16 protein-coding genes are annotated in these 22,687 nt (G+C 38.2%); all 16 read right to left on the bottom strand.

Annotated elements, in window-relative coordinates; all coding sequences use genetic code 11:
* Positions 1-2: 2 nt before the first annotated feature.
* Positions 3-3,416, bottom strand: a complete 3,414-nt coding sequence (locus R8806_RS16080; RefSeq protein ID WP_229782974.1) for a SusC/RagA family TonB-linked outer membrane protein — start codon at positions 3,414-3,416, stop codon at positions 3-5.
* A 141-nt stretch (positions 3,417-3,557) separates the two neighbouring features.
* Entirely contained in the window at positions 3,558-4,730 is a 1,173-nt protein-coding gene (locus tag R8806_RS16075) for a FecR family protein (RefSeq protein ID WP_164719783.1), read from the bottom strand.
* A 782-nt stretch (positions 4,731-5,512) separates the two neighbouring features.
* A complete protein-coding gene (locus R8806_RS16070; RefSeq protein ID WP_124317135.1) occupies positions 5,513-6,736 on the bottom strand; it encodes a thioredoxin family protein in 1,224 nt (407 codons plus the stop codon).
* Positions 6,737-6,743: 7 nt separating this feature from the next.
* Positions 6,744-8,297 carry a PKD-like family lipoprotein gene (locus R8806_RS16065; RefSeq protein ID WP_124317136.1) on the bottom strand — a complete coding sequence of 518 codons (1,554 nt, stop codon included), beginning with the start codon at positions 8,295-8,297 and terminating at the stop codon, positions 6,744-6,746.
* 18 nt (positions 8,298-8,315) lie between these two features.
* Positions 8,316-9,032 (bottom strand): DUF4843 domain-containing protein, encoded by a 717-nt coding sequence (locus tag R8806_RS16060; RefSeq protein ID WP_124317137.1) that lies wholly within the window; start codon positions 9,030-9,032, stop codon positions 8,316-8,318.
* Between the two features lie 6 nt (positions 9,033-9,038).
* On the bottom strand, positions 9,039-10,472 hold the full coding sequence (locus tag R8806_RS16055) for a RagB/SusD family nutrient uptake outer membrane protein (protein ID WP_124317138.1): 1,434 nt from the start codon (positions 10,470-10,472) through the stop codon (positions 9,039-9,041).
* Between the two features lie 10 nt (positions 10,473-10,482).
* Positions 10,483-13,806 carry a SusC/RagA family TonB-linked outer membrane protein gene (locus tag R8806_RS16050; protein ID WP_229782973.1) on the bottom strand — a complete coding sequence of 1,108 codons (3,324 nt, stop codon included), beginning with the start codon at positions 13,804-13,806 and terminating at the stop codon, positions 10,483-10,485.
* A 160-nt stretch (positions 13,807-13,966) separates the two neighbouring features.
* Positions 13,967-15,130 (bottom strand): FecR family protein, encoded by a 1,164-nt coding sequence (locus R8806_RS16045; protein WP_124317140.1) that lies wholly within the window; start codon positions 15,128-15,130, stop codon positions 13,967-13,969.
* A 57-nt stretch (positions 15,131-15,187) separates the two neighbouring features.
* Entirely contained in the window at positions 15,188-15,766 is a 579-nt protein-coding gene (locus R8806_RS16040) for an RNA polymerase sigma-70 factor (RefSeq protein ID WP_151411836.1), read from the bottom strand.
* 135 nt (positions 15,767-15,901) lie between these two features.
* Positions 15,902-17,248: a TlpA family protein disulfide reductase gene (locus tag R8806_RS16035; protein ID WP_151411844.1), complete on the bottom strand. Its 1,347-nt coding sequence runs from the start codon at positions 17,246-17,248 to the stop codon at positions 15,902-15,904.
* Positions 17,249-17,259: 11 nt separating this feature from the next.
* Positions 17,260-17,784 carry a TlpA family protein disulfide reductase gene (locus R8806_RS16030; protein WP_124318311.1) on the bottom strand — a complete coding sequence of 175 codons (525 nt, stop codon included), beginning with the start codon at positions 17,782-17,784 and terminating at the stop codon, positions 17,260-17,262.
* A gap of 15 nt (positions 17,785-17,799) precedes the next feature.
* Positions 17,800-18,885: a thioredoxin family protein gene (locus tag R8806_RS16025; RefSeq protein ID WP_124318312.1), complete on the bottom strand. Its 1,086-nt coding sequence runs from the start codon at positions 18,883-18,885 to the stop codon at positions 17,800-17,802.
* Positions 18,886-18,888: 3 nt separating this feature from the next.
* On the bottom strand, positions 18,889-19,470 hold the full coding sequence (locus R8806_RS16020; RefSeq protein WP_151411852.1) for a hypothetical protein: 582 nt from the start codon (positions 19,468-19,470) through the stop codon (positions 18,889-18,891).
* A 49-nt stretch (positions 19,471-19,519) separates the two neighbouring features.
* Complete coding sequence (locus R8806_RS16015) at positions 19,520-20,608, bottom strand: thioredoxin family protein (RefSeq protein WP_124318216.1); 1,089 nt, start codon at positions 20,606-20,608, stop codon at positions 19,520-19,522.
* Positions 20,609-20,686: 78 nt separating this feature from the next.
* Positions 20,687-21,262 (bottom strand): DUF4843 domain-containing protein, encoded by a 576-nt coding sequence (locus tag R8806_RS16010; RefSeq protein WP_124318215.1) that lies wholly within the window; start codon positions 21,260-21,262, stop codon positions 20,687-20,689.
* 22 nt (positions 21,263-21,284) lie between these two features.
* Positions 21,285-22,685: a RagB/SusD family nutrient uptake outer membrane protein gene (locus R8806_RS16005; RefSeq protein ID WP_124318214.1), complete on the bottom strand. Its 1,401-nt coding sequence runs from the start codon at positions 22,683-22,685 to the stop codon at positions 21,285-21,287.
* Between the last annotated feature and the right edge of the window lie 2 nt (positions 22,686-22,687).

Genomic DNA, 22,687 nt, shown 5'->3' with positions numbered 1-22,687 from the left:
TCTTATTTTAAAGTTATTTTTATTCCCAAATTGTAGGTTCTGGCTGACGGGTAAGAGCTGTAATCAATACCCATATTATAAAATGCACTGTAAGACGTGCTAAAGTTTCCCTGCGGGTCCATACCCGGATATTTCGTCCAAGTAAACAAATTCGTTGCTTGGAATGTCACGTCAATCGCATTCACGATACTGGAACCGAATAAACGACGAGGCAAACGATAACTAATATTCAAAGCGGATAATCTCATGAAAGATGCATCGTGAACATAGCGATCCGTGATAATGGAATTCGATCCCCAACCATAATACATGGCTCTCGGATAACCCCGATCCACACCCGGATTCATCGTCCAAGACTTCAACACGTTCTTGGAGGTATTGTACACGTTCATGTCTCCGGCACTATTCTTTTCTTCATCATAGAAACGATCAGCCCCGACCGAATAAGTAAAGGTGGCGTTCACCATCAATCCTTTCCAATAAACCGTCGTACCGAATCCTCCGAAGAAATCGGGATTCGCATTACCTATTTCTGTCCGATCACCGTCAGCCGTGATCTGCCCGTCACCATCCAAATCCATGATATACAAGTCTCCCGGACGCTCATAATTATTATTATCCCGGTAATATTGCTGTTGCCCCGTTTCTGGATTCACCGTCTTCAAGGCTACTAACTCCTCATTTGTCCGGATCAATCGACCGCCATATTTGTAACCATACAAGATTCCGGTTTTTCCTCCGACATCAATTTTAAAATATTGATATGCACCACCACCAAAATACTCATCCTCACTATTCAATTTTTCCAGCGTCGTAACATTTCTTGCCACGTTGAAATCAAAATCCCAAGTCAAATCCTTCTGAGCATTCTTGATAATATCCACTTTAACATCAAACTCGAAACCTTTATTCTTCAAAGAACCAATATTCTGGGTAACTGAAGAGAAAGAAGATGAATAAGGTACTGGATCACTATACAACAAGTTATCGACCTTTTTCTGGTAGTAACCGATAGATCCCCGGATACGATCATCCCAGAATCCGTAATCCAAACCAATTTCTTTTTGTACCTGAGATTCCCACTGTAAAATATCATTCCCCAGCGAAGAGGGTTTTATTCCCGGAGCGTTATTGTACGTCGCTGATCCCATCAACGTTCTCCAGTCATAATTACCCAAATTCTGTGATCCGGTCTTTCCGATAGAGGCTCTCAATTTCAAGTAAGAAACAATATGAGAATAATCTTTCAAGAAACTCTCGTCAGAAATAATCCAAGCCAAAGCTCCCGACGGGAAATATCCCCAACGTTTATCCGGACCGAATTTAGAAGAACCATCCGCACGGAAAGTAAACGTGGCGAGATAACGATTTTTAAATTTATATTCCACACGGGCAAAAGTAGAAACCAACGTGTTAGAAGAATAACTTGAACTTATCGAGTTTTTCGTTGCCGCACTCCCCAAATTCGTCAATACCTCATCATCCGGAAAATTCGAGCCTGATGCCGACAATCCGTCTGACTCGTACTTTTCAATGGAGAATCCCAACAAACCGACCAAATTATGATCTCCAAACGTGTTAAGATAATTCAACGTGTTATCCCACACATAAGTATACGACTCATTTTTGGAAACCGTTGAAGAACTTGTCCCGTCATCATAATATTTACGGTCGTAGGTCAAATTCTTATTAATACCATACTTCAATGTCCCGTTCGTCCGTAAGGTAAGACCGGGAATAATATCCCATTCCAATCCCAATGATCCCGTGAAATCTTTTCCTTTCCCTTCTTTCGTGTTCTTCAACGAAAAAAGAGGATTCTCCACGTAAAAACTGATCATATTAATCGATCCGTCTTCCAAGTAAGCCGGGTAATCCGGGCGCATATCCAAAATTGTACTGATCATATCATCCTTGTCATTCGTCACACGGGATGTCGCCCGCAAGCCCAATTTGAAACGAATCACCTCCCGAACAGAGGCATCAAAATTGAAACTACCACCTAACAATTTAGAACTACCACCTTTCACGATTCCTTTCTGATCTTTATAGAAGAAAGAAGCATTATAAGACGATTCTTTCGATCCTCCGCGGATTCCCAAACTATAATCCTGCGTCGCGGCATTATGTGTCATCAAATCCCACCAATCCGTATCACCATCATAATAAGCATCCTTCAGGAAGAAATCATCCTCCAGTGTTTCCAAATCAAATTGGCTATTATTCGTGGCAGCATTAAATTTCGCCTCATCAATATATTGTCGGGTAAAATAATCCAATGTACCTCTTGTAAAGAAACTAGCCCGCACGGCAGCTTTTGACAAGGCAATATATTCTTTGGCATTCAACACCCCGAAATCATTCGCATTCATTGTCTGAATCCCGTAACGGGCAGAAAATTCCAGTGTCGGAGTCATGCCTTTTTTTCCTCGTTTAGTTGTCACCAATACAACCCCGTTTGCAGCCCTCGAACCATAAATCGCCGTGGCAGATGCATCTTTTAAGATATCTATTGTCTCCACATCTGACAAGTTCAAATTATACAACGTGTTGGAAATATTACCGGAAGTCCCAGCCGAATATTCAGGTACCCCATCAATTACCCACAAGGGCTGAGAATCTCCGGACAAAGAAGAGGAACCTCGGATTATAACCGATACAGGCGAAGTCGGAGATGCCGAACTGATCATCACGTTCACCCCCGGGGCCCGTCCCTGCAACATGGATTGAATAGAAGCCCCCATCGGTGCCGTTTCGATCTCTTTCTTCCCTAAACGAGATACCGCCCCGGTCATATCCTTTGCTTTCGTGGTGCCATACCCAACTGCCACAACCTCTTCCAAACGATTCACTTCCTCTTCCAAAACCACATTGATAACCGTGTTGTTACCCACTGTTACGTACTTCGTTTGCATCCCGATAAAAGAAAAACGTAAACGTACATTACTCATTTCCGGATAGGTCAACACGTAATTTCCCTCGATATCCGTCACCACACCCAACGTGGTACTATCAATCAACACGGAAACACCCGGTAAAGGAAGACCTTCCTGATCCGTAACCCGTCCTTTCACTTGTTTTTCTTTCTTATCCTCCTTTGGCACCTGTGGTTTCTCTCCCAACGGAACAATCACCACATTCACGCCTACCACACTAAAAGTCAAACCGGACCCCTTTAAACACTCCGTCATCACATCCCGGATGTCGGAATCCTTAAAATTCAAGGTCAAATTACCCACGGATTCCACCTGACTGTTTTGGTAAACAAACCTGTAATCCGTGGATTTCTCCAAAATGCTCATGACCTTTTCGAGAGATGCCTTTTCTACCTGCAAAGACACTTTAGCATCCTGACCGAATACAGACGCCGAAACCGGCACTACACTCAAGAGTAGAAAAAACATTAAAAACCTCATAGCTAACCACATTTTTAACAACCATCTAATCCGAAGATGGACACAATTACCTGTTTTTTTCATACATTTGTAAAGTTTTAAAATATAACAATCCCGGCTTTTGCCGGATTTAGGGACGAGGTAGTGCAAATACCTCGTCCTTTATTTACGCCTCACGAAAATACTTTTCCCTTTTACTTCAAATTCCGTATCACCTGCCATCTGCAAAAGCCCGACGATCTCTTCAAAACGCTCGAATCGCTGAATATTCCCGGTAAATTCAATATCCTTGCGAGAAACATCTTCATAGAAAACATCCACATCATACCAACGTGCCAATGTGTTTAGTACTTCTTCCAATCGCTGTTTGCGAAATACGAAATTCCCGTCCTTCCAAGCCGTGTACAGGGTCACATCAACAGTTTCACAGGACAAAACACCCTCATCCGTCAGAACCGCCTGTTCTCCCGGAGCAAGCACAAGACTTTTATCATCTTTTGAAATAAATTTCACTTTCCCCGAAACAAGCGTGGTCATTTGCTTATTCTCTTCCGGATAATAACGAGCATTAAATTCCGTTCCAAGCACTTCTATACGATTCTCTCCTATCTCCACGATAAAAGGTCGGTCAACCTCCCGTTTCACCTTAAAATAGGCCTCCCCCACGAGAAACACTTTACGCTCCCGATCACCAAACTTCACGGGATAACGAAATCTTGTTTCCGAATTGAAATACACTTCTGTCCCATCTTCCAACGTAATCGGGTATTCTCCTCCTCGTGGAACCCTTAATTCATGATACGGGATATCTCCATCCAAATCCTCACATTCGTAACGTATTCCCCGGTTCTCCTTTAATATCTTTACCCCATCCAAATCTAACTCCACGGAATTCTCCTTTTCCGCATCGAGGGCCAAGCGTTGCCCATTAGCCAGAATCAATTCTGCCTTTACTTCTCCCGGATGAATTTCCCGATGTTCTTGTTTCACCAATTCCCGATCAATTCGATCTAGCTTATTATAATACAGGTTAAACAATAGTATCATGGGTATTGTAACTGCAATGCCTCTATAAATCCATTTAAATATAAAATACTTATGTTCCCTCGTCCCATGATCTATCCTTTTCCAAGCCTCCCGCTTATTCAACTTTCGAATTACCTCCAAACGTTGAGCTTGATTCTTTCGATTCTGAACTCTCAAATACGATACTTTATTTTCCTCACTTTCATCAAGCCATTCTTTCAATTTCTGTTTTTCTGTCCCCTCAAGTTCTCCATTTAGAGCTTTTACAATCAAGTAAGAAATATCTAATTTTGGTATCAAATCACTCATTATTCCTTCGATTGTTGACATTACATTTTGCGAGAAAACAAGAAATAACCTTAAACTATAAATAACTGACAAACAAATACAAATAAGAAAAAAGTAGTGGGAACAACAAATAAAATTGTAAATATCATTAAACGAACATTTATTAATATTTAATATCCTTGTTCATATATAATACAATTCATACCCCTAGTCGGGTGAAAACAAAATTAAAAAAATATTTCTAAAAATATGACGATAACGTTACAAGCTATGTGATAAATTATTCAATCTCTTCTTTCAAATAAACAGCAACCGATTCTAAATCTCCCTCCATGAAAAATTCCACTTTCAATTACAACATGACTCAATGTATTTAATCCATACTATCATTTAAGTAACCAAATAAACATTTCCTTTATCTACATTCCATCAAAGGTGTATTAAATTGATTTTCAAAATTCAAACTTCATCTCCAACAGATTTCCACAAAACATTGATTTGTTTGATCGTACAATAAAGTTGATGTAATCGACATATTTCCTGCCTAAAATATTGAAAAGCGATATGACAAAAGGAGCAACCTTGAATTTCTGTCCATCAATCTCGTTTACTAGACTCTCAAACAATTCTCTCAATTCCGTAATTGTATCACAATATACAAAACTATTGCTTCACATCCAATTGTGAAATTCAAATCAAACCCACTATATTTAATATAAAAAACTGTCAGCACCTCTATAAATAGAGATGCTGACAACAAAAATAATAACGTGTTTAATATAAAAATGAACGTTAGCCTTCTTTTATTTCTCCAGGGAGTTTTCTTCCTTAAGGTACTCCCTATGTATTATCGGAAGTTTTAAATACGGATACAGAGCATTTGATAATATCGGTCTCGGAAAGAATGGCATAGAGGCCAATAATTCATAAGCCCGTTTATAGTTTCCCTGATGAGCATAAGCTATTGCAGAATACAATAAGGTCTGCTGAGAAGGAGAACTTTTTAAAGCCTGTTCCGCCAAGTCTATCACCGTGTCCGCTAATTTGTCTTGAAGTGATGTTTTTTCGAAATAATGAGCAATAATCAAAGTGTAGAAAAATTCTCCCGCCAAATAAGGATGGCCCCTCCGATAACGTTCCGTGAGCATCATAGCCTGTTGTAATCCTTGTTTGTATTTTTCTTGGAATAAAAGTAATTCCATATCTATGATTTCAAGATACATTTGGGACAAAGGAGATTTTAGAGAGATTAAAAAATCTCGATAATCTTGAAACTTTTCTCCATCTCCACGTAAGATCATCCCCGCACGCACAACCATTCGGTACATATGCTGCCAAAATTCAGGATCGTATGTACAATAAACAGACGCATTTGCCATCAAGATTCGAAAAGCCAAATTATCTCCAGCGCTTCGCATGAATCTTCGCAAAATTTTGTAATTCTCGTGGCTTTTCAGTTGTTCTTCTGATTGGCTACTTAGATATTCAAACACTAATGGTTGTACAGAATCAGGTTGTATCTTGGCCAAAACTCCAAACACATATCCTTCGAGCAGATCTGCCGAACGTTCTCCCGCTTCCCAACGTTTCCGACCTTCTTCCCAACGTTGACTCAAATTAGACTCACTCACTTGTTTTGCTATTTCAATGAACTTTTCGGCTTCCGTATATCCTGTACACATATCCAATATTTTCCCTGTCGAATCTAGCCAAAAGAACGAAGGATAACAGCTGGCTTGATAACGCTTAAAAAAGCCGCTTGTCTTTTCCTTCTCCGCATCCAACTGTAAAGATACAAAATGAGTATTGAAAAAACTTCCTACATCGGAACGGGTAAATACCTCTTTAGCCATCATCTTACAAGGACCACACCAAGAAGTGTAAACATCGACAAAGATCTGTTTGTTTTCTTGCTGCGCTTTTTTCAAAGCTTCCTCAAAAGAACCCCGGAAAAAGTTTATACCTTGACCGGTAACTCCAAAAACTGTCAAACAACAACACAAACTTATTAAAATAGTCCTTTTCATTTTATTATTAACTATATTTTTCGTCAATATCTATCACGGTATCACAGAATCCAGATTTACCAAATAAGAAATCGGCATGAATTCCTCCTTGAGAGCTGACCTCGTAAAATTCAACTCCACCCTGTAATTCTGGCAAGCTCAAATTGCGAATACACAAACGAATTTGCAAAGAAGAGCGAGTTTCATCCGGTTGGTCGGTTTCTTCTTGAATCGTGATAAACTTCATACCAGTAATTTCTGTATTCTGATTTTCAGGAGTAACGAGAAGCGCTTCCAGTGATGAAGAAGTATTTGTTGTAAATTGATTAACCGAAAAAGCAAATACTTGCTCGGAAGTTGCATACACCAATATATCTGAATAATCCGAGTTGGATGCAAAATACGCAGCTTCATATATATGGGGAGCCACAGTTTCAGGAATTTCTTCACACAAAGTGGAAACAAAATTACCCTCATTATTAATTCTGAATTTATATATATACAATTTCCTTGTTTCACTATTCCTCATCAACATCCAATAAGCATTGGTTTCTGACAAGTTTCCGCATGCTTCCATCTCCATATTTGTTCCCATGGCATTGCAATCAAATCTAGACAGATCAGCATTTTCCGTATCGAATTGATACAAAGCCCCCATATTCCAACGCGTATGTTGCAACAAACGTTTATTCAGTCGGTCATAAAAAGTCTGAACCCCATCAACTTCCATTACAAACGGGGCTACTTCGTAATTTCCCACTCCGTCCATACATACCAAAGGAGCCTCCCACTGCAAATCCCCCATATTAACTCCACGTTTACAAACCTGACCGTTAATAATAATATAATCAATCATTCCTCCTACAAAATAAAGCTGGGGATTCAATACCTCACCAGAAAAAGACGTTGCAAACGCATCTTTCACAGGACTTAAAGCCTCAAAAGATACTGGACTAGCTACCATTCCGCCATTTCCGTCTTGACAGAATATCAGTTCCTGTTTCAAGTCAGGATAATATTCACTAGGATTTACCGAATAGATTTTAACAGGGGTCTTCCCGACTCTCTGATTACTATTTGCCCGAAAATAAATATTCTCCAATAAATTTCTCTCTCCTTCTTTAGTCAAGAAATTAACTTCAGCCTCACCGTTTTCTTCACAAAGTAAAAGAGTTCCTTTAGTATATTCAGTCAACACTTCCAATTTCATATCTTTCCGGTAATATACTCCAGAAGTCTCGTCAGTAACTTTAACCGTAAGTGTATAATCTTCTCCGGGAGTGGCATGAGAAGGATCAATCATTACATTCAGATCCTTTTCCCGACTTAGAGTATCCGCTTCATTTCTAGTTGTTGCAGTCGAAAGATACCAGAGATATGAAAAAGGAGTTTCTTCATCACTGCTAGTTGTTATAGAAAGTGGTATGTTCAAATAATCATACAAGGTTACAGAGTACTTTTCATTTAATCCGATAAAGGTAACCTTATTTAATTCCCGAGAAACATCCATACTGTCATCTTGAGAGCATCCGTTTAATCCCAAGAACAAACAAAGAATTCCTAAATATTTTATCATTTTCATAATTCCAATCTTTTAAGGTTAAAAAGGATCCCAAGGTGCAATCAAATCCCCGTTTTCATCATATTCGGTGTGGGTAGCATAATAGTTGCAGACCTGACGACCAGCACGCATCCAGTAAGAATAACCCGATACACCATTATAATCCATCAAATCTTCTTCTTTTAATGGAAAATCATGCCCCATAATTTCTATGCATTTCTGATGTTTTGCTTTAGAATAAGGTCCAAAATACAAGGATAAAGGCATATCCCAATAAGAGGGCCTAATCAACTGGTTCGTAATCAGTATACGTACATGAACCCTATCCGTATAAGCTAAAGTCAGACCATCATCAGGTTCAAGAGTCAAAGCTAAAGTCACTATTTTATCGTCTAATTCATCTCCTTTTTTCAGTACATATATCGGAACTGTTACCATGGCTTCCTTAGCCGGAAAAACATAATTCTCTGCTAAAGTTTGATAATGGAGTCCTTCTACAGCAGAAGATGATTCATTGACTATAAAATGAAAATTACGTGGCTCATCCAATAATCTTCCGGCCAGTTTCACGTCCAATTTTACAGTATCAATATCTCCAACAGAGGTAGTAAAAGTATGATACACACTATCAACCTCATTGCTATATTCTGAAAGATAAATTCCCGGAATATTTTTCCATACCATTTGCTCATTTTCATTGCAACCAGTCAATAACATGACCGCCAACAATCCACTTATATAAAAACTTTTTTTCATAGTTTATCAGTTTTTGTTTCCATAATCTTGTTCGTCAACAGGCAATGGTAATACATAAACCTCTTCTGGAACAACAGTTTTAGTCGAGTAGACCCCCATACTACTCAAATTCTTCCTTTTATAATAATAAAACATTTGTCCTTCATTCATAAATTCCTTACAATATTCTTTATAAATATTTTCCTCCAGTTTACTTGCGTCTGTATAAGCTACCAAACCCCGATGAGCCCGAATTTTGTTTAAATAGTCCAATCCCCGACTACCCCCAGCACACTCTGCTGCAATATAATAGAGTTCAGACAAACGGATAAGCGGCATTTGTTCACTATCCGTCAATTTTCCAGACATGAGGGAATTCGAACTAGAAGTAGTGGCAAACCAATTTTTCAAACGATAATCATCATCTGCTGGAGACTCTTTTCCAAACAGATTATCTCTTTTGGTTGTACTGAAAGCAAGTATCGTTCCGCTATTGGTCAACCCAGATTTCAATGCAGTCTCCCCAAAATAAGGATCAATAATGTTCTCCAAATTGGCTATATCTAAAGTAAATAAAATTTCTGATTCAAACAAACGATCCTCAGAAGAAGACTCGATTGCCAATTCAAAAGGTTGAACAGGTTCATTTTCCGGTTCTCCAATAATTTCTACAGCGGCATTTAGAGCCTCTTGGGTATGTCCCGCATATAACTCAACCCGAGCCAACAAAGCTGTTGTAGCGTAATAATTCAAATGAAAATACCTGTTTTTCAAACGTCTATCGTCTGCATAACTGTCTTTTAAATTTTCATATTCAGGACCATAGGAATCAACTTCTTTCATCAACTCTCGTGCCGCATTCAAGTCTGCAACGACTTTTTCTAATACTTCCTTGACAGATGACCTCTCTTTCGCAATATTTGTATAGGAATCCATATATGGAATCGCTTTCAAATCTTCACCCATTATAGGGGAAGGACCGAAAAGACGTAACATATCGAAATGCAAAAACGCTCTCAAGGCCAAGGCCTCTCCTTTATAGATCTTATAGATATTTTCCGATTCAAACACGTAACGATTTTGGTCTATATAAAATAACAAAGTATTCAAGTTCACAATCGCTTTGTACTGGGTACTCCATATATTATTGATAGCAATTTCATCAACAGGTTCTTTGTATTGGAAATTAACCGTTTCTATATACTCATGACTCTTCAAACTGATCCTGTCATAATATTGAGCCAATACATCTACATAACCGAAAGTCATTTGACGTCCATACAAATTTTCTGTTGCCATCAAAGCATATACACCGGTTAGCACATCCCGGAACCCGCTTTCAGTCGAATAAAGGTCATCTGCTTTTACATCCGATTTCGGAGAAACATCAAACCAATCACTACAGGAAACAAATCCAAAAGTTATAACCAGTAATCCTATAAGTAATATTTTTCTTTTCATACATATTGATTTAGAAAGTTAATTGAGCAGACAGGGAGAATGTTCTAGCATAGGGATAAGTAATACCCCGTTCCATTTTCACCGTAGAAACCCTAAATATATCATTACCGATTAGTGATAATTTCAGTCTTTCAACGTGTAAAAATTTCAATACTTCCGGATTAAATTCGTATGAAAGGTTTAACGAAGATAACGTAATATAATTCTGTTCTTCGATAAAACGAGATGTCGGATAGGTCGTTGTAGTATTATCTATCGCTTTAAATTTGGCAACATCTCCAACTTTCTGCCAACGATCATAAAGGACTCTCCGGTCTGCATTTTTCAAAGGATCAACATTTTCAACTTTATCCACCAATGTTTGATTGTATATATCTCCTCCATAACTATATTTGAAATAAGCACTTAACTGGAATCCTTTATAATTCAACATGGTTCCAAAATTACCTTCAAATTTCGGATCTTCACAACCCATTGGTTTATAATTGGAAGCGCTCCAAGAATCTACACGTCGGCCATTTAAATCTAGAAACACTTCATCACCGGTAACAGGATCAATTCCCAAAGATTCATTTGCCCAAATGGTATTAATGGATTCTCCTTCTTGATAACGTACTACCGGTCGACTAGCCTCTTTATTATCTTCATCTGTAATTTCATCATCTTGGGTCTTATTCCAAGCCGCAAGTGCATCATTTAATTTCATCAATCGATTTTTATTTTTTACGACATTCAAGAATACATCCCAACGCAAACCATTAGCCGGACGCTGAATAAGAGTTGCCCGTACGTTCAGTTCGATTCCCTTGTTTTCTACTTCTCCAAGGTTATCCTTATAAGATGTAAAACCAAGAGAAGGAGCAACTAAAACGTCCGTAAGTACGGATTTGGATATATCCTTATAGAAATTTAAATAACCACTAATTCTACTATTTCGCAATGTAAAATCCAATCCAATACTTCTTTTTTCCGTTTTTTGCCATTTAAGGTTTGTATTACCAAACGCTTTTAACAAAGCACCGATATAACCATCATAAGTTTGGCTATTATTTTCATCTTCCGAATCCTCCCGAGAACTCAGTAATTCATCTTTGTAAGAAAACATCATCATGGCTTGATATGGATAGAAATTTTGTCCACCAGTAGTTCCCCATGACCCGCGTAATTTTAACTGATCAAACCAACCCAGATTTTTCATCCAACTTTCATTGTGTAGATTCCATGCAAGACCAATAGAACCGAAAGTTCCCCAGCGTTTATCTGAACCGAACAAAGACGAACCATCGCTTCGAATAGAGGCATCCACTAGATAGCGATTATCATATCCGTAATTAAAATTGGCAACAAACCCCATTAAACGACTCACTTCGTAATTGCCATCCGGTTGGTCCCCTTTACCATACTCAATTCCCATACCAATGTGGTCCATATTACTATTAGGGAAATTGTAAGCAACCGTTTCAAACATATCTGACCGGGTTTCCTTAACATTCCAAACCCCGACTCCATTCAACTGATGTTTCCCGAAAGAACGGGTATAAGACAAAGTTACATTGGCATCATAAGTAAAATATTCCTCTATGGTTTTAGTATAACTACCGTTCAAAGAACTATTCTGAAATGATGTATGCTCTCCCGGCAAAAACTTATCTGACGTAACCGTTTTACGATTTAAAGAAATATTACCTTTCAACTTCAAACCACTCAAAACATTCCATTCCAAAGAGAAATTATTAAGAAAATCATCATAAGCTTGTTCATCTTTAGTCCCTAAACTAGCATTATACAAGGGATTCCAAACTTCTTCTCCATTTTCATAGGTATACAACACTTTCTGAGGATTTCCGTTATCCGCATACGGATAGTAATACGGATTCATATAAGTATATTCTGAAAAATCACCATAAGGAGAATTGCTCGTTGTTACCCGATTAAAGGAGAGGTCATTCATAAATTTTAAGGTCTTATATCGATATTGAAGTTGTACATCGATACCCAAATTGTCGCGTCCGGAACCTTTCATCACCCCATCTTTGTTTTGATAAGTCAGAGTCAAACCGTAACGTAATTTGTCATCTCCACCCTCCACCAATAAAGAATGCTTATGACTGAAACCTACATTTTTTACAGGTTTGGCAATCCAATCGGTGTCGATACCTGATTGAATCAAAGCTAAAATCTCATTGTATCTGTCCATCAGTTCGTCCCCTAATTGCACATTAGAATGAGAATACAAACCAGCAAGTCGCTCATATTCCAATTTTTCCTCTGCATTCATCAAATTATAATCGCTCAAATCCGCTATTTCAAAATCTCCTGAAAAATTATAAGATACCCTAAGTTTTCCCATTTGAGGAGCTTTAGTTTCAATTACGACTACACCGTTAGCAGCTCGCGAACCGTAAATAGCCGTAGCAGCTGCATCCTTTAGGATTGTAATACTAGCAATCCGGTTGGGATCCATATCGAAAACTTTTTCCGAAGAAACCTCGAATCCATCCATAATAAAGGTTGGCATATTAGGAGAATTTTCATAATCACTTTGCAGATTTCCGCCACCATGAATTGTAAATTCCGGAACATAATTCGGATTACTTCCCATATCTAAATTTTCAACAAGCTTAAAAGAGGGATCAAGCGTAGAAAGCGTTGTCAAAACATTACCCGTAGATATTTGTTTCAATTCTTCTCCGGAAAAGGTTGTTGCCGCCCCGGTATAACTGTCTTTTCTACGTTCGAAGTAACCGGTAACAACAACTTCACCCACTTCTGTTACCTCCTCTTTTAACACAATCGATAATGGTTGTAAATTCTCACTATTCACTTTTATCTCTTGCTGTTTGTATCCTATAAACGAGAAAACAAGTACAAGACTATCCTGCTTCGGTAATTCAAAATTAAATTTACCATCAACATCGGTAACCGTACCGAGCTGAGACCCCTTCAATAAAATCGTTACACCTGGTAAAAATTCCCCATTCTCATCTTTTACCGTACCGGTTACATTAATCTTCGTCACCTCTTTTTTTTGCGGTTCATCTGGACGAACAATGATTAATGTTCCGTCAAATTCAAATAGCATTCCCGTATTCATCAACACTTTACGCAAAACATTCTCCACCGTTTCGTCAATTGCTCGTACGGAAACCTCTCCTAATTTCGCCGTCTGTTCTGTATTAAATACAAATGACAAATTAGTTTGTTTTTGAATTTCATCAAATAATACTTTAATCGGAACTTGCTTTAAATCAAGATTTACCCGTTTCTGTTGAGCTAACGTTGATGCAGACAAACCCAACGTAAAGCATAACAACAATGAAATACATAGTTTCATCACTAACAAAATTTTTCGTTTTCTATGTCCTCCTAGGGACAGACATAATCGTTTTTTTTCCATATATTCGCAATATTAAATTATTACTAGCGACAGTACGTTTTCCTAGGACTTCTATCGCTTAACACAACAAGGAGGGTGTGTTAACACTCTCCGCTTTTTATTCTGTAACTACAATTGTTCTATCCTTTATTGTAAAATGTACACCAACCATCTTACTAATCGCATTTAAAATAATTTCTACATCTTCATATTTCTCCATATGCCCGGTAAAATGATATCCTTTCACTTTTTCACTTCCATAAAACACATCCACGTCATACCAACGAGACAAACGATTCAAAATATCTTCCAATCCCTCATTCTCAAACACGAAAAAACCTTCTTTCCAAGCCGTATAAGTCCCAGCATTTACATTTCGGATTCCTTTAAATTCCCCATTCACATCAAACTCGGCCAATTGTAAAGGCTCCATCATATATTCCTGTCCCGAACTCTTTCCCCGAATCCCCACTTTACCTGATACTAACGTGGTCTGAGTTCCACCGATACCATAAGTATTCACATTAAATTCCGTCCCGTAAACTTTTACCCGAACGGCATCTGTTACCACATAAAATGGTCTATTCGTGTCTCTTGCCACTTCAAAATAAGCCTCCCCCGACAAATGCACTTGCCGCTTTTTACTATCAAATTGTACCGGATATTTCAACTCTGAAGCGGCATTCAAATACACTTTCGTTCCATCTGACAACACTACCGTATACTCACCTCCTCGTGGAGTCTTCAAGGTATTATATTGTAACGTAGAAACAGCCTTTTTCGAATCTTGGTAAACAATTCCAGCTTGTCCGTTTTTCACCACAAAATCCTCCTGCACGCAAATATCTCTTTCCTGAGAAGGTAATAAAGCGATTGTCTGCCCTTGGGCTGTTATCAACATGGCTTTATGTTCTCCCGGTATAATTCCCGGATTACCGACAGCCATTTGAGACGGAATTTCATCTTTTTCCAGTTGTAACCAATAAATCACGGACAATAAAGGTATCATGACAATCGCTGCATATTTCAAAAGTAGCCCAATAGAATACTTCCGATGTTTAGAGCGAATATATTCCATATAATTACCCAACTCATGTTCCACTCTCTCTTCGGAAGGAATTGGCCCACTCGTCAAATTCCAAGCTTTCTTCAATTGATCAAAATAAACCTCGTTCGACGGATCCGTTTCCATCCATCGAGCCAAAGTCTGAATTTCGTCCGGTGTTGCTATCCCGTCCAAAACTTTTAAAATCAATTCATCTTTATCAGATTCTTGTATCATATCTTTATCCGTTATATCCTTATAACGACTAAAGACAAATTTACCCCTAGAGATTTTTCAAAAATTTTGAATAAAAATAAAGCACAACAACCATCCCAACTCTTTCCGCAAACGAACAAAAGCTGTAGTCATTTGTGCTTCAACAGTTTTCATGGATATATTTAATTGTTCGGCAATCTGTTTATTGGAAAGTCCATCCACTTTGCTCAACACGAATATCTCCCGGCATCGTTCCGGCAACTTATTTATAGCATCCTGTATCGCTCCCTTCAAATCCTCATCCAGCAAAGCTTGCTCCGCCTCGGGAGTCTCCACGACTTTCGAAAAATAAAAATCTAATAATTCCTGATTGATATAATTACTCTCCACCTTCTGATGCTTGATTGCATCCATACAAGCATTATAAACAGACTTATAAAGATAAGGTCGAACCTGAAGTTCTTTACGCAATTCTCTGCGCCGCTCGTACAACCGACAAAAACACTCCTGCACCACGTCATTCGCTGCCTCCACATCTTTCAAAATACGTCCGGCATAATTTAATAACGGACTATAATACATACGAAACACATAAGCAAAAGCCTCTTCCTTACCTCTCCTAAGTCCCGCAGTCAAGTGTTTCCCGTTATCGTCCATAGTTATACATTCTTATCATATATCAATCCTGTTCCATCTGCACAAATATACAACAATATCCACAAAAAAAGAGCCCCTTGAAAATAGACATAATCTATTTTCAACGAGCCTTTTTCTATTTTACTTTTAATACATTTAGATTCCTTCCAACTCCCGCAATATTTTTAGTGTCTTTGGATCAGACGGACGTGACATACTAGCATCTATGAAATTCCCTTCCCGGTCTATTAACAAAAAACGAGGAATCCCGTTGTTCCCAAGTTCCTCCATATATTTGTTATCACCCCGCATATGTAATTGAATTCCTCCCATTTGCCTTTCTTTCACAAATTTCTCCCACTCATCCTGACTTTTATCACAAGATATACTCACAAAATAGATGTTTCGTCCTTGAAATTCTTCCTCTAATTTTTTTAATGACGGGATTTCCGCATTACACGGTCCACACCAAGTTGCCCACAAATCAACATACACGTATTTTCCTTTAAAATCCGACAAACTTATCTCTTTACCATTGATATCCGGAAATGTAAACGGAACAGCTGGCTGCCCTTTTTCCAACTTTCTATTTGCACGACACAAGTTGTCGTAAGCCTCCACTAAAATCGGCTGATGTACCCAATTCCTAAAAATCGAATCCATCTCACCTGTAGTACCTACACTCAAAGCTTTCATGTAAGCCATCACATTCTTATTCACAATATATTCAATCAACCGTTCGTCTTTAAACGTTGATATCGTCTGACGTAACAATTCTAAAGATATATCATAAAATGATCCTTTCAACTCTTTCATTCTAATCAATGCATGCATCACTCGATCCATCGACTCCCGGTATTCCGGAATCTCCCACGAAGTCGTATCTTCAATTACGGCCTTTTGTAACTCGGCATAAGTATCCTCCAACAAATCCGATTCTCTGTCTTCCACTTCTCCATAAACAACCGCCGAAGCTAAATGATTATTTTTTATATAACGTAATCGCTTTCTCTCCTGCTTCACAAATCCAGAATCTAAGGAGGCTACCCGTAAAGCCTCTTCCCGTTTATTCATCACCCTATCTAGTTTCTCCCGAAACTCTCGGTTCGTTATACGATAATAATCAATGAAATAAATTTGCTCGACATCATATTTATTCAAATAATTATTCACATTAGCACCCACCCCTTCAAAAAACCATCGATTCCCCTCAAACCTAGCAGTCCAAGGTTTTCCCGCTTCCAACCAAATAACATAAGGCATTTCTCCCACCCATAAACAAGCGTACTTTCCACCAGATAAAGCAAGTGAAACCGAGGCTACCCGCAAAGAATCCCAAGGTACAAATGTTAACGTTGTCCGTTGGTCCTGAAATTCGAGATCAACTTTTCTCGTCTCATTTGCCGGAAATAAAAATTTAAAAGTCGTATCCTCGCTCTTGTCACGAACTCCGGACATTAAGATACAAGCAAGAACGATCATTATCTTCTTGATTACAAGCATACAACAAATTTTTATTTCTTATTGTCTTTCTCTAATTCTTTCAATATCTTTTCAAACTCAGGGCTTGAAGGTTGGGGCAATTTCAAATCCATCACTCTCCCTTTTCGGTCCAATAATATAAGACGAGGAATTGCTTTTACTCGAAAAGCGATCATAGAAGATTCGTCACCTGCAATCCACCACTGGTATCCATCCATTTTTCCCCACCACAATTCATTTCGCCAACGTTGCTCCTCCGTATCACAGGAAAGACTAACGAAAACAACATTTTTGTATTCTTTTGATAATCTTCTCAAAGTAGGATATTCCTTTTTACAAGGGTAACACCACGATGCCCACACATCTATCACGACATATTTTCCTTTAAATTGTTTCAAAGATATTTCTTGCTTTGCCGTGTCCCGAAATATGAATCCGGGAACCCGATCACCCACTTTCAATTCGACCGTATCATGCACTAGCACAGGTTCCACCCTGATCTGGCTCCACCCTATTAACGGGCATACCATGAAAAAAATAAACAACCATTTCATCATCACTTATAAATTTGATTACTTCGTCAAGATATTTGTTTTAATCTCATACAAAGAAGATTTCAATTCTGGTAATTGCACCTTCTTGATCAATTGATCTGTCAAGACAGCCAGTTCTTTTTTCTGCTCAACACTCCATTTATCTTTAAAATACATGATCGGCATGAAATAAAAAGTTGCAATTTTTTCATCCGCAACAAACGGGAAAACCCGTTTGTAAGCTTCCAACGACACCCCTGTATTCCCCGTCATTATCCCATTAATCAAATCAATATACCCATACAAGTAGTCCTGACCTGTCAGCTTAAACGTATCTAATGTCACCTTTAATTTACCAACCTCCTGTAAAGTAATATTTTTGTTGGCTCCCCGGAGAATACTTTCCAATTGGAGAGCGAACAAGATTCCTAATTTTTTATCTACCCTCTCTACCCCGATACCTTGACGAAATTGTTCTACATGTTTTAGCAAATAAGCTAAATTCCCCGATCCGACAGGAGACAAACGATAATCTTCATAAATAAACCAATAGGGTGCCGTACACTTCTGCTTATCTTCCAAAGAGGTGATTACATCCAATGCGATACTTTTTGCTTTTGTCGTGTTTTCGGAAGCCAGTAAAGCTTTGATGTATCTCAACAGGAAATCCATCTTACGATTCCCTGCCATGTACTCCCCTTCCAACTGAATAACAGAATTTTCCATAAAAACCGAATCCACTCTCTTAATAAATTTATCCTCATCAAGAATCGCCCCCACAATCCGAGATAACAGTGTTCCGTCAGTCTTCAACACCAAAAAAGTTGGGTAGGACATAATTTGATATTTCTGCTGAATATCAATTCCTTCCTCCTTTTCCATATCAAATTTCACACAAACAAACTTATTATTCATGTAATTCCCAACAGTTTTCGAGGGGAATACATTTTCTGTCATCAGTTTACATGATCCACACCACGAAGTATAACAATCTACAAAAACATACTTATTCTCTGTCTTTGCCTTTTCTAATGCATCTTTAAGAGTTAATTCTTGAAAAGTTGTCTGTGCAAATGTCGGTATAAACAAGCATAGACAACAAAATAGTGATATTAACCTTTTCATTTCTTACCCTTTCCTAAAGGAAACACTATTGAATAAATAGCTACAAATTACTTTGTAATTCTCCGCAGAACAAACCACGTAATCCACCTGCTCCTTACCATTCACTTTATAACGAATGGCATATACCCGATCTCCAATTTTTACTTTATTCTCGATTTCCGCTTTACGAAGTCCCAAATGATATAGATGATCATCTCGTATCCCTTCTTTATTTTCCGTAGCATCCTCCACCATTTGCGCAAAAGAGGTCAATCGTACAAAAATTTTCTCGCTCCATTTTCCATCTTTCACGGAAGCTTGAATATTCATTGCAAAAAAAGGAGTCTCCAACCGAGAATGTTCTTTAGCATACTTGGTTATTTGTTTTTTATTTTTGAACGTATAAGCATAATCACAAGAAATAATTTCAAAATCGGCATGATTAATTATTCGTTCCCAATTTGCTTTCAAATTTTTGAAATTATCCTTAAAAGACTTCACCTCACCCCCCTCTTCAAAAATAGACGTCCTTGCCATACTATTTTGCCCCCAAACTATCGGTTGACCGATCAAGAACAATAAAAATAAAGATAATATAAATCTCATGGTAATTTCATTTATAATAATACAAAATCGAAGCACGCACCATTTTACATTATAGCTTTGGAAGAGTGATATTTGCAAAACCCATCAAAGAGGATTGAATGGGAATTGATGTCACGTTTCCTGCAATCTTTTTTGTCAATGCACTTAACGCTTTCTTTTGTTTCACGCTCCATTTCCCCTTCAACGTTGTTATCGGGGTGAAATACAAGTAAGCAATTTTTCCGGCATCCATCTTGGGAAATACCTTTTTGTATAATTTTATGACATCATCCGTATTTTCTGTTTTCACCGCTTTAATCAAAGCTATATAATCATTCAAATAATCATGTCCTTCCAAATGATAAGACTCTAACATTTTTCCTGCAACCTCAACATCTTCCAAAGTTACCGTTCTATTGCGTCCTCGCAAAATATTTTCCAGTTGGATAGCAAACAAATTTCCCACGACAGAATCTACTTTCTCCACACCAACTCCCTGCCGGAATTGATCCACATGTTGTAATAAATACATCATATTATTTGAACCAATGGGAGATAAATCCAGATTTTCATAAATAAACCAATATGGCTCCGTGCATTTCTCATCATCACTCAACGATGCCAATACATCTTCTGAAATTTTATGCGCTTTCTCTACATCACAAGCTTTCACCAATGCCTTGATATAGGTCATCAAGAAATCCCTATCCCGATTTCCTTTTTCGTATTCAACTGCCAGTTTCCCCGCAGAATTATCATCAAATGCCTCTTTTACCCTTGCCACAAACTCTTCTCCCGTGGCAGAAGCTCCTACAACTGCATGTAATAAACTTCCATCTACATTCAAAACCAAAAATGTCGGATAGGAGGACACCTTATATTTTTGCTGAATATCCCGTCCCTCTCCTTTTTCCATATCAAACTTCACACACACAAACGTTTCGTTCATGTATTCCCCCACTTCTTTCAAAGGTAACACATTTGCCGTCATCATCTTACACGGTCCACACCATGAAGTATAACAATCCACAAAAACATACTTATTCTCCATTTTCGCTTTTCCCAACGCTTTCGCTAATGTCAACTCTTGAAAATTTGTCTGGGCAAACACGGAGATGGCTATAAGCATACAAGTAAATAACAATACAAACTTTTTCATACGAACAATTTGAATCTTTCAAATAAAAAATTCCTCATGACTAAGTATTTTTCACCATGAGGAATTAATCAGTTAAACTCACAAGCTACTTTGATTAAATCGCACACAAGCATGAGTACGTGCCGCTTTATCGACAACTGTAATGTTGAAGTTCGTCCCCATAACTCTAAGATCCCCCGAATCAATAAGTTTCAACCCTACGATAAACGATTTTGCCGTCCCAGCAATAGATGGATCATAAGTAACAATAACCGGTATTTTTACTTGCACAGAATCAGCCGGAAGGACAAGATTTTTCACCATTTCCGGGTCATCAAAAGGAACATAATTTACCCCTTCCACTGCCTCCGTAAAGCCACTTACCTCACAAGACCAAGGAACTATTTTGATTTGGCGATCCACACTTTTGGCAAGCCCGGCCGCCCGTACTTCAAAATAAAAGGTATCACGTTGTTGTGCCGACTTGACTGTAAGAGAACTCTTATTATAAAAATAGTAAATACTATCACCAGGAACCATACTTGTAGCCAAAGTTGTTCCGTTATCATAGGGAAAATATATATAATTATCCTCCAAAGAAAATACATCAACTTCCTCTCTTGTACAAGCTGCCAACATCAATCCGACTACTAATACAATAAATAGTTTTTTCATAATCATCTGTTTTTTTTATTCATTATCTACGTTCACTTGGAGGTAAAGGCAACACGTATTGTTCCTCTCCACAATCTGCGGTTTCAGCATCCTGCCACAACATCCGTTTCACGGCAAACCGTTTATACGTATAAAAATTCTGCCCTTCAGCTATCAACTCCCGAATCCATTCCATCAGTACCCGGTCTGTCCGGTCATTCTCCGTCAATGCTACATAATCCACCCCACGAGCCGCACACAATGTTTCATAAGCAACATTTGCTTCTTCCAAAGTACCTACTTCCATCAGGATAAGATACATTTCAGCCAAACGTACAAGAGGCATATTCCGTGCGGCAGAAGAGTTAGAAGGATACATATCATCATATTTACGAGTAATACGAACATATTGTCCCGTATAACTACGTAAATAAGACCATTGTTGTTTAAGTCGCAAATCATTCACATTTCCATCAAACAAGTCACTCACAAACGTACTATAATTACGATTATTGTACGAGTTCAAATTTTGACTATTGGCAAATCCTGTCTGCTGATAATCAAAGTTATCTTGATTTATGCTACATAAATGTTCCGGATAGAAAGTCCGGTCCACATAATTATCTGCCGTAGCCAAAGTAAACACGGCAGTACCATCTTCCCCTTTCGCCTCAATAACCATCTTCGCATATCGCATAGCTCCCTCCGTATCATTCATCCACAAACGAGCCCGAGCCTGCAAACCTAAAACCCCGTAATAATTAAAATGAGCTTCCCGGTCAGACCAATCAGAACTTTCAACATGAGTCACTATCGGATCCGATTTTTTCAACAATTCTTCTGCTTCATTCAAATCACGCAACAACAATTCCATATATTTATCAAAAGTATAATATTGGTAATTTTGAATAGAATTCTGAATTACGTATGGCAAATATTCTGTAGACGGATTTATATTCTTAGGCATCGGACCCCATATCCGAATTAAATCCAAATGCAAGCAGGCACGAAATGCCAAAGCCTCTCCTTTTACAATATTATAATACTCCTCCCGATACTTATCTTTATTCTTATCACAAGCTTCAATTATTGGATTTAAAGTGTTGATAATCTTATAAATTTGCATAAACATCACATCCAAAGTATTGGCGACACCGCTATTATCAATATCATACTCGTGATTTGCCCACGAACTATTATCTTTGGTCCATGTATCAGCCATCTCCTCAACACAACCACCCCCTCCCAAATAACCTGTCGGTTTATATACATTCGAAGCAGCCAATACATAAGCCCCATCCAACACTTGTAAAATACCTTCATCCGTTTCCAGCAAATTATCCGCAATCAACGTGGTTTCCGGTACAACAGTAAGCCAATCATCACAAGCACTACACCCTAGCGCTAGCGATGTACACAATATATAAATACTCTTTTTTATCATAA

Origin of the sequence: Butyricimonas faecihominis (genome assembly GCF_033096445.1) — a bacterium.
GTDB lineage: Bacteria > Bacteroidota > Bacteroidia > Bacteroidales > Marinifilaceae > Butyricimonas > Butyricimonas faecihominis.
The sequence above is the reverse complement of the archived record's forward strand: the minus strand, read 5'-3'. Positions and strand labels throughout refer to the sequence as shown.

Excerpts from the sequence above, each read along its gene's own strand:
- R8806_RS16080 (WP_229782974.1), bottom strand. The coding sequence starts at position 3,416 with ATGAGGTTTTTAATGTTTTTTCTACTCTTGAGTGTAGTGCCGGTTTCG.
- R8806_RS16075 (WP_164719783.1), bottom strand. The coding sequence starts at position 4,730 with ATGAGTGATTTGATACCAAAATTAGATATTTCTTACTTGATTGTAAAA.
- R8806_RS16070 (WP_124317135.1), bottom strand. The coding sequence starts at position 6,736 with ATGAAAAGGACTATTTTAATAAGTTTGTGTTGTTGTTTGACAGTTTTT.
- R8806_RS16065 (WP_124317136.1), bottom strand. The coding sequence starts at position 8,297 with ATGAAAATGATAAAATATTTAGGAATTCTTTGTTTGTTCTTGGGATTA.
- R8806_RS16060 (WP_124317137.1), bottom strand. The coding sequence starts at position 9,032 with ATGAAAAAAAGTTTTTATATAAGTGGATTGTTGGCGGTCATGTTATTG.
- R8806_RS16055 (WP_124317138.1), bottom strand. The coding sequence starts at position 10,472 with ATGAAAAGAAAAATATTACTTATAGGATTACTGGTTATAACTTTTGGA.
- R8806_RS16050 (WP_229782973.1), bottom strand. The coding sequence starts at position 13,806 with ATGAAACTATGTATTTCATTGTTGTTATGCTTTACGTTGGGTTTGTCT.
- R8806_RS16045 (WP_124317140.1), bottom strand. The coding sequence starts at position 15,130 with ATGATACAAGAATCTGATAAAGATGAATTGATTTTAAAAGTTTTGGAC.
- R8806_RS16040 (WP_151411836.1), bottom strand. The coding sequence starts at position 15,766 with ATGGACGATAACGGGAAACACTTGACTGCGGGACTTAGGAGAGGTAAG.
- R8806_RS16035 (WP_151411844.1), bottom strand. The coding sequence starts at position 17,248 with ATGCTTGTAATCAAGAAGATAATGATCGTTCTTGCTTGTATCTTAATG.
- R8806_RS16030 (WP_124318311.1), bottom strand. The coding sequence starts at position 17,784 with ATGATGAAATGGTTGTTTATTTTTTTCATGGTATGCCCGTTAATAGGG.
- R8806_RS16025 (WP_124318312.1), bottom strand. The coding sequence starts at position 18,885 with ATGAAAAGGTTAATATCACTATTTTGTTGTCTATGCTTGTTTATACCG.
- R8806_RS16020 (WP_151411852.1), bottom strand. The coding sequence starts at position 19,470 with ATGAGATTTATATTATCTTTATTTTTATTGTTCTTGATCGGTCAACCG.
- R8806_RS16015 (WP_124318216.1), bottom strand. The coding sequence starts at position 20,608 with ATGAAAAAGTTTGTATTGTTATTTACTTGTATGCTTATAGCCATCTCC.
- R8806_RS16010 (WP_124318215.1), bottom strand. The coding sequence starts at position 21,262 with ATGAAAAAACTATTTATTGTATTAGTAGTCGGATTGATGTTGGCAGCT.
- R8806_RS16005 (WP_124318214.1), bottom strand. The coding sequence starts at position 22,685 with ATGATAAAAAAGAGTATTTATATATTGTGTACATCGCTAGCGCTAGGG.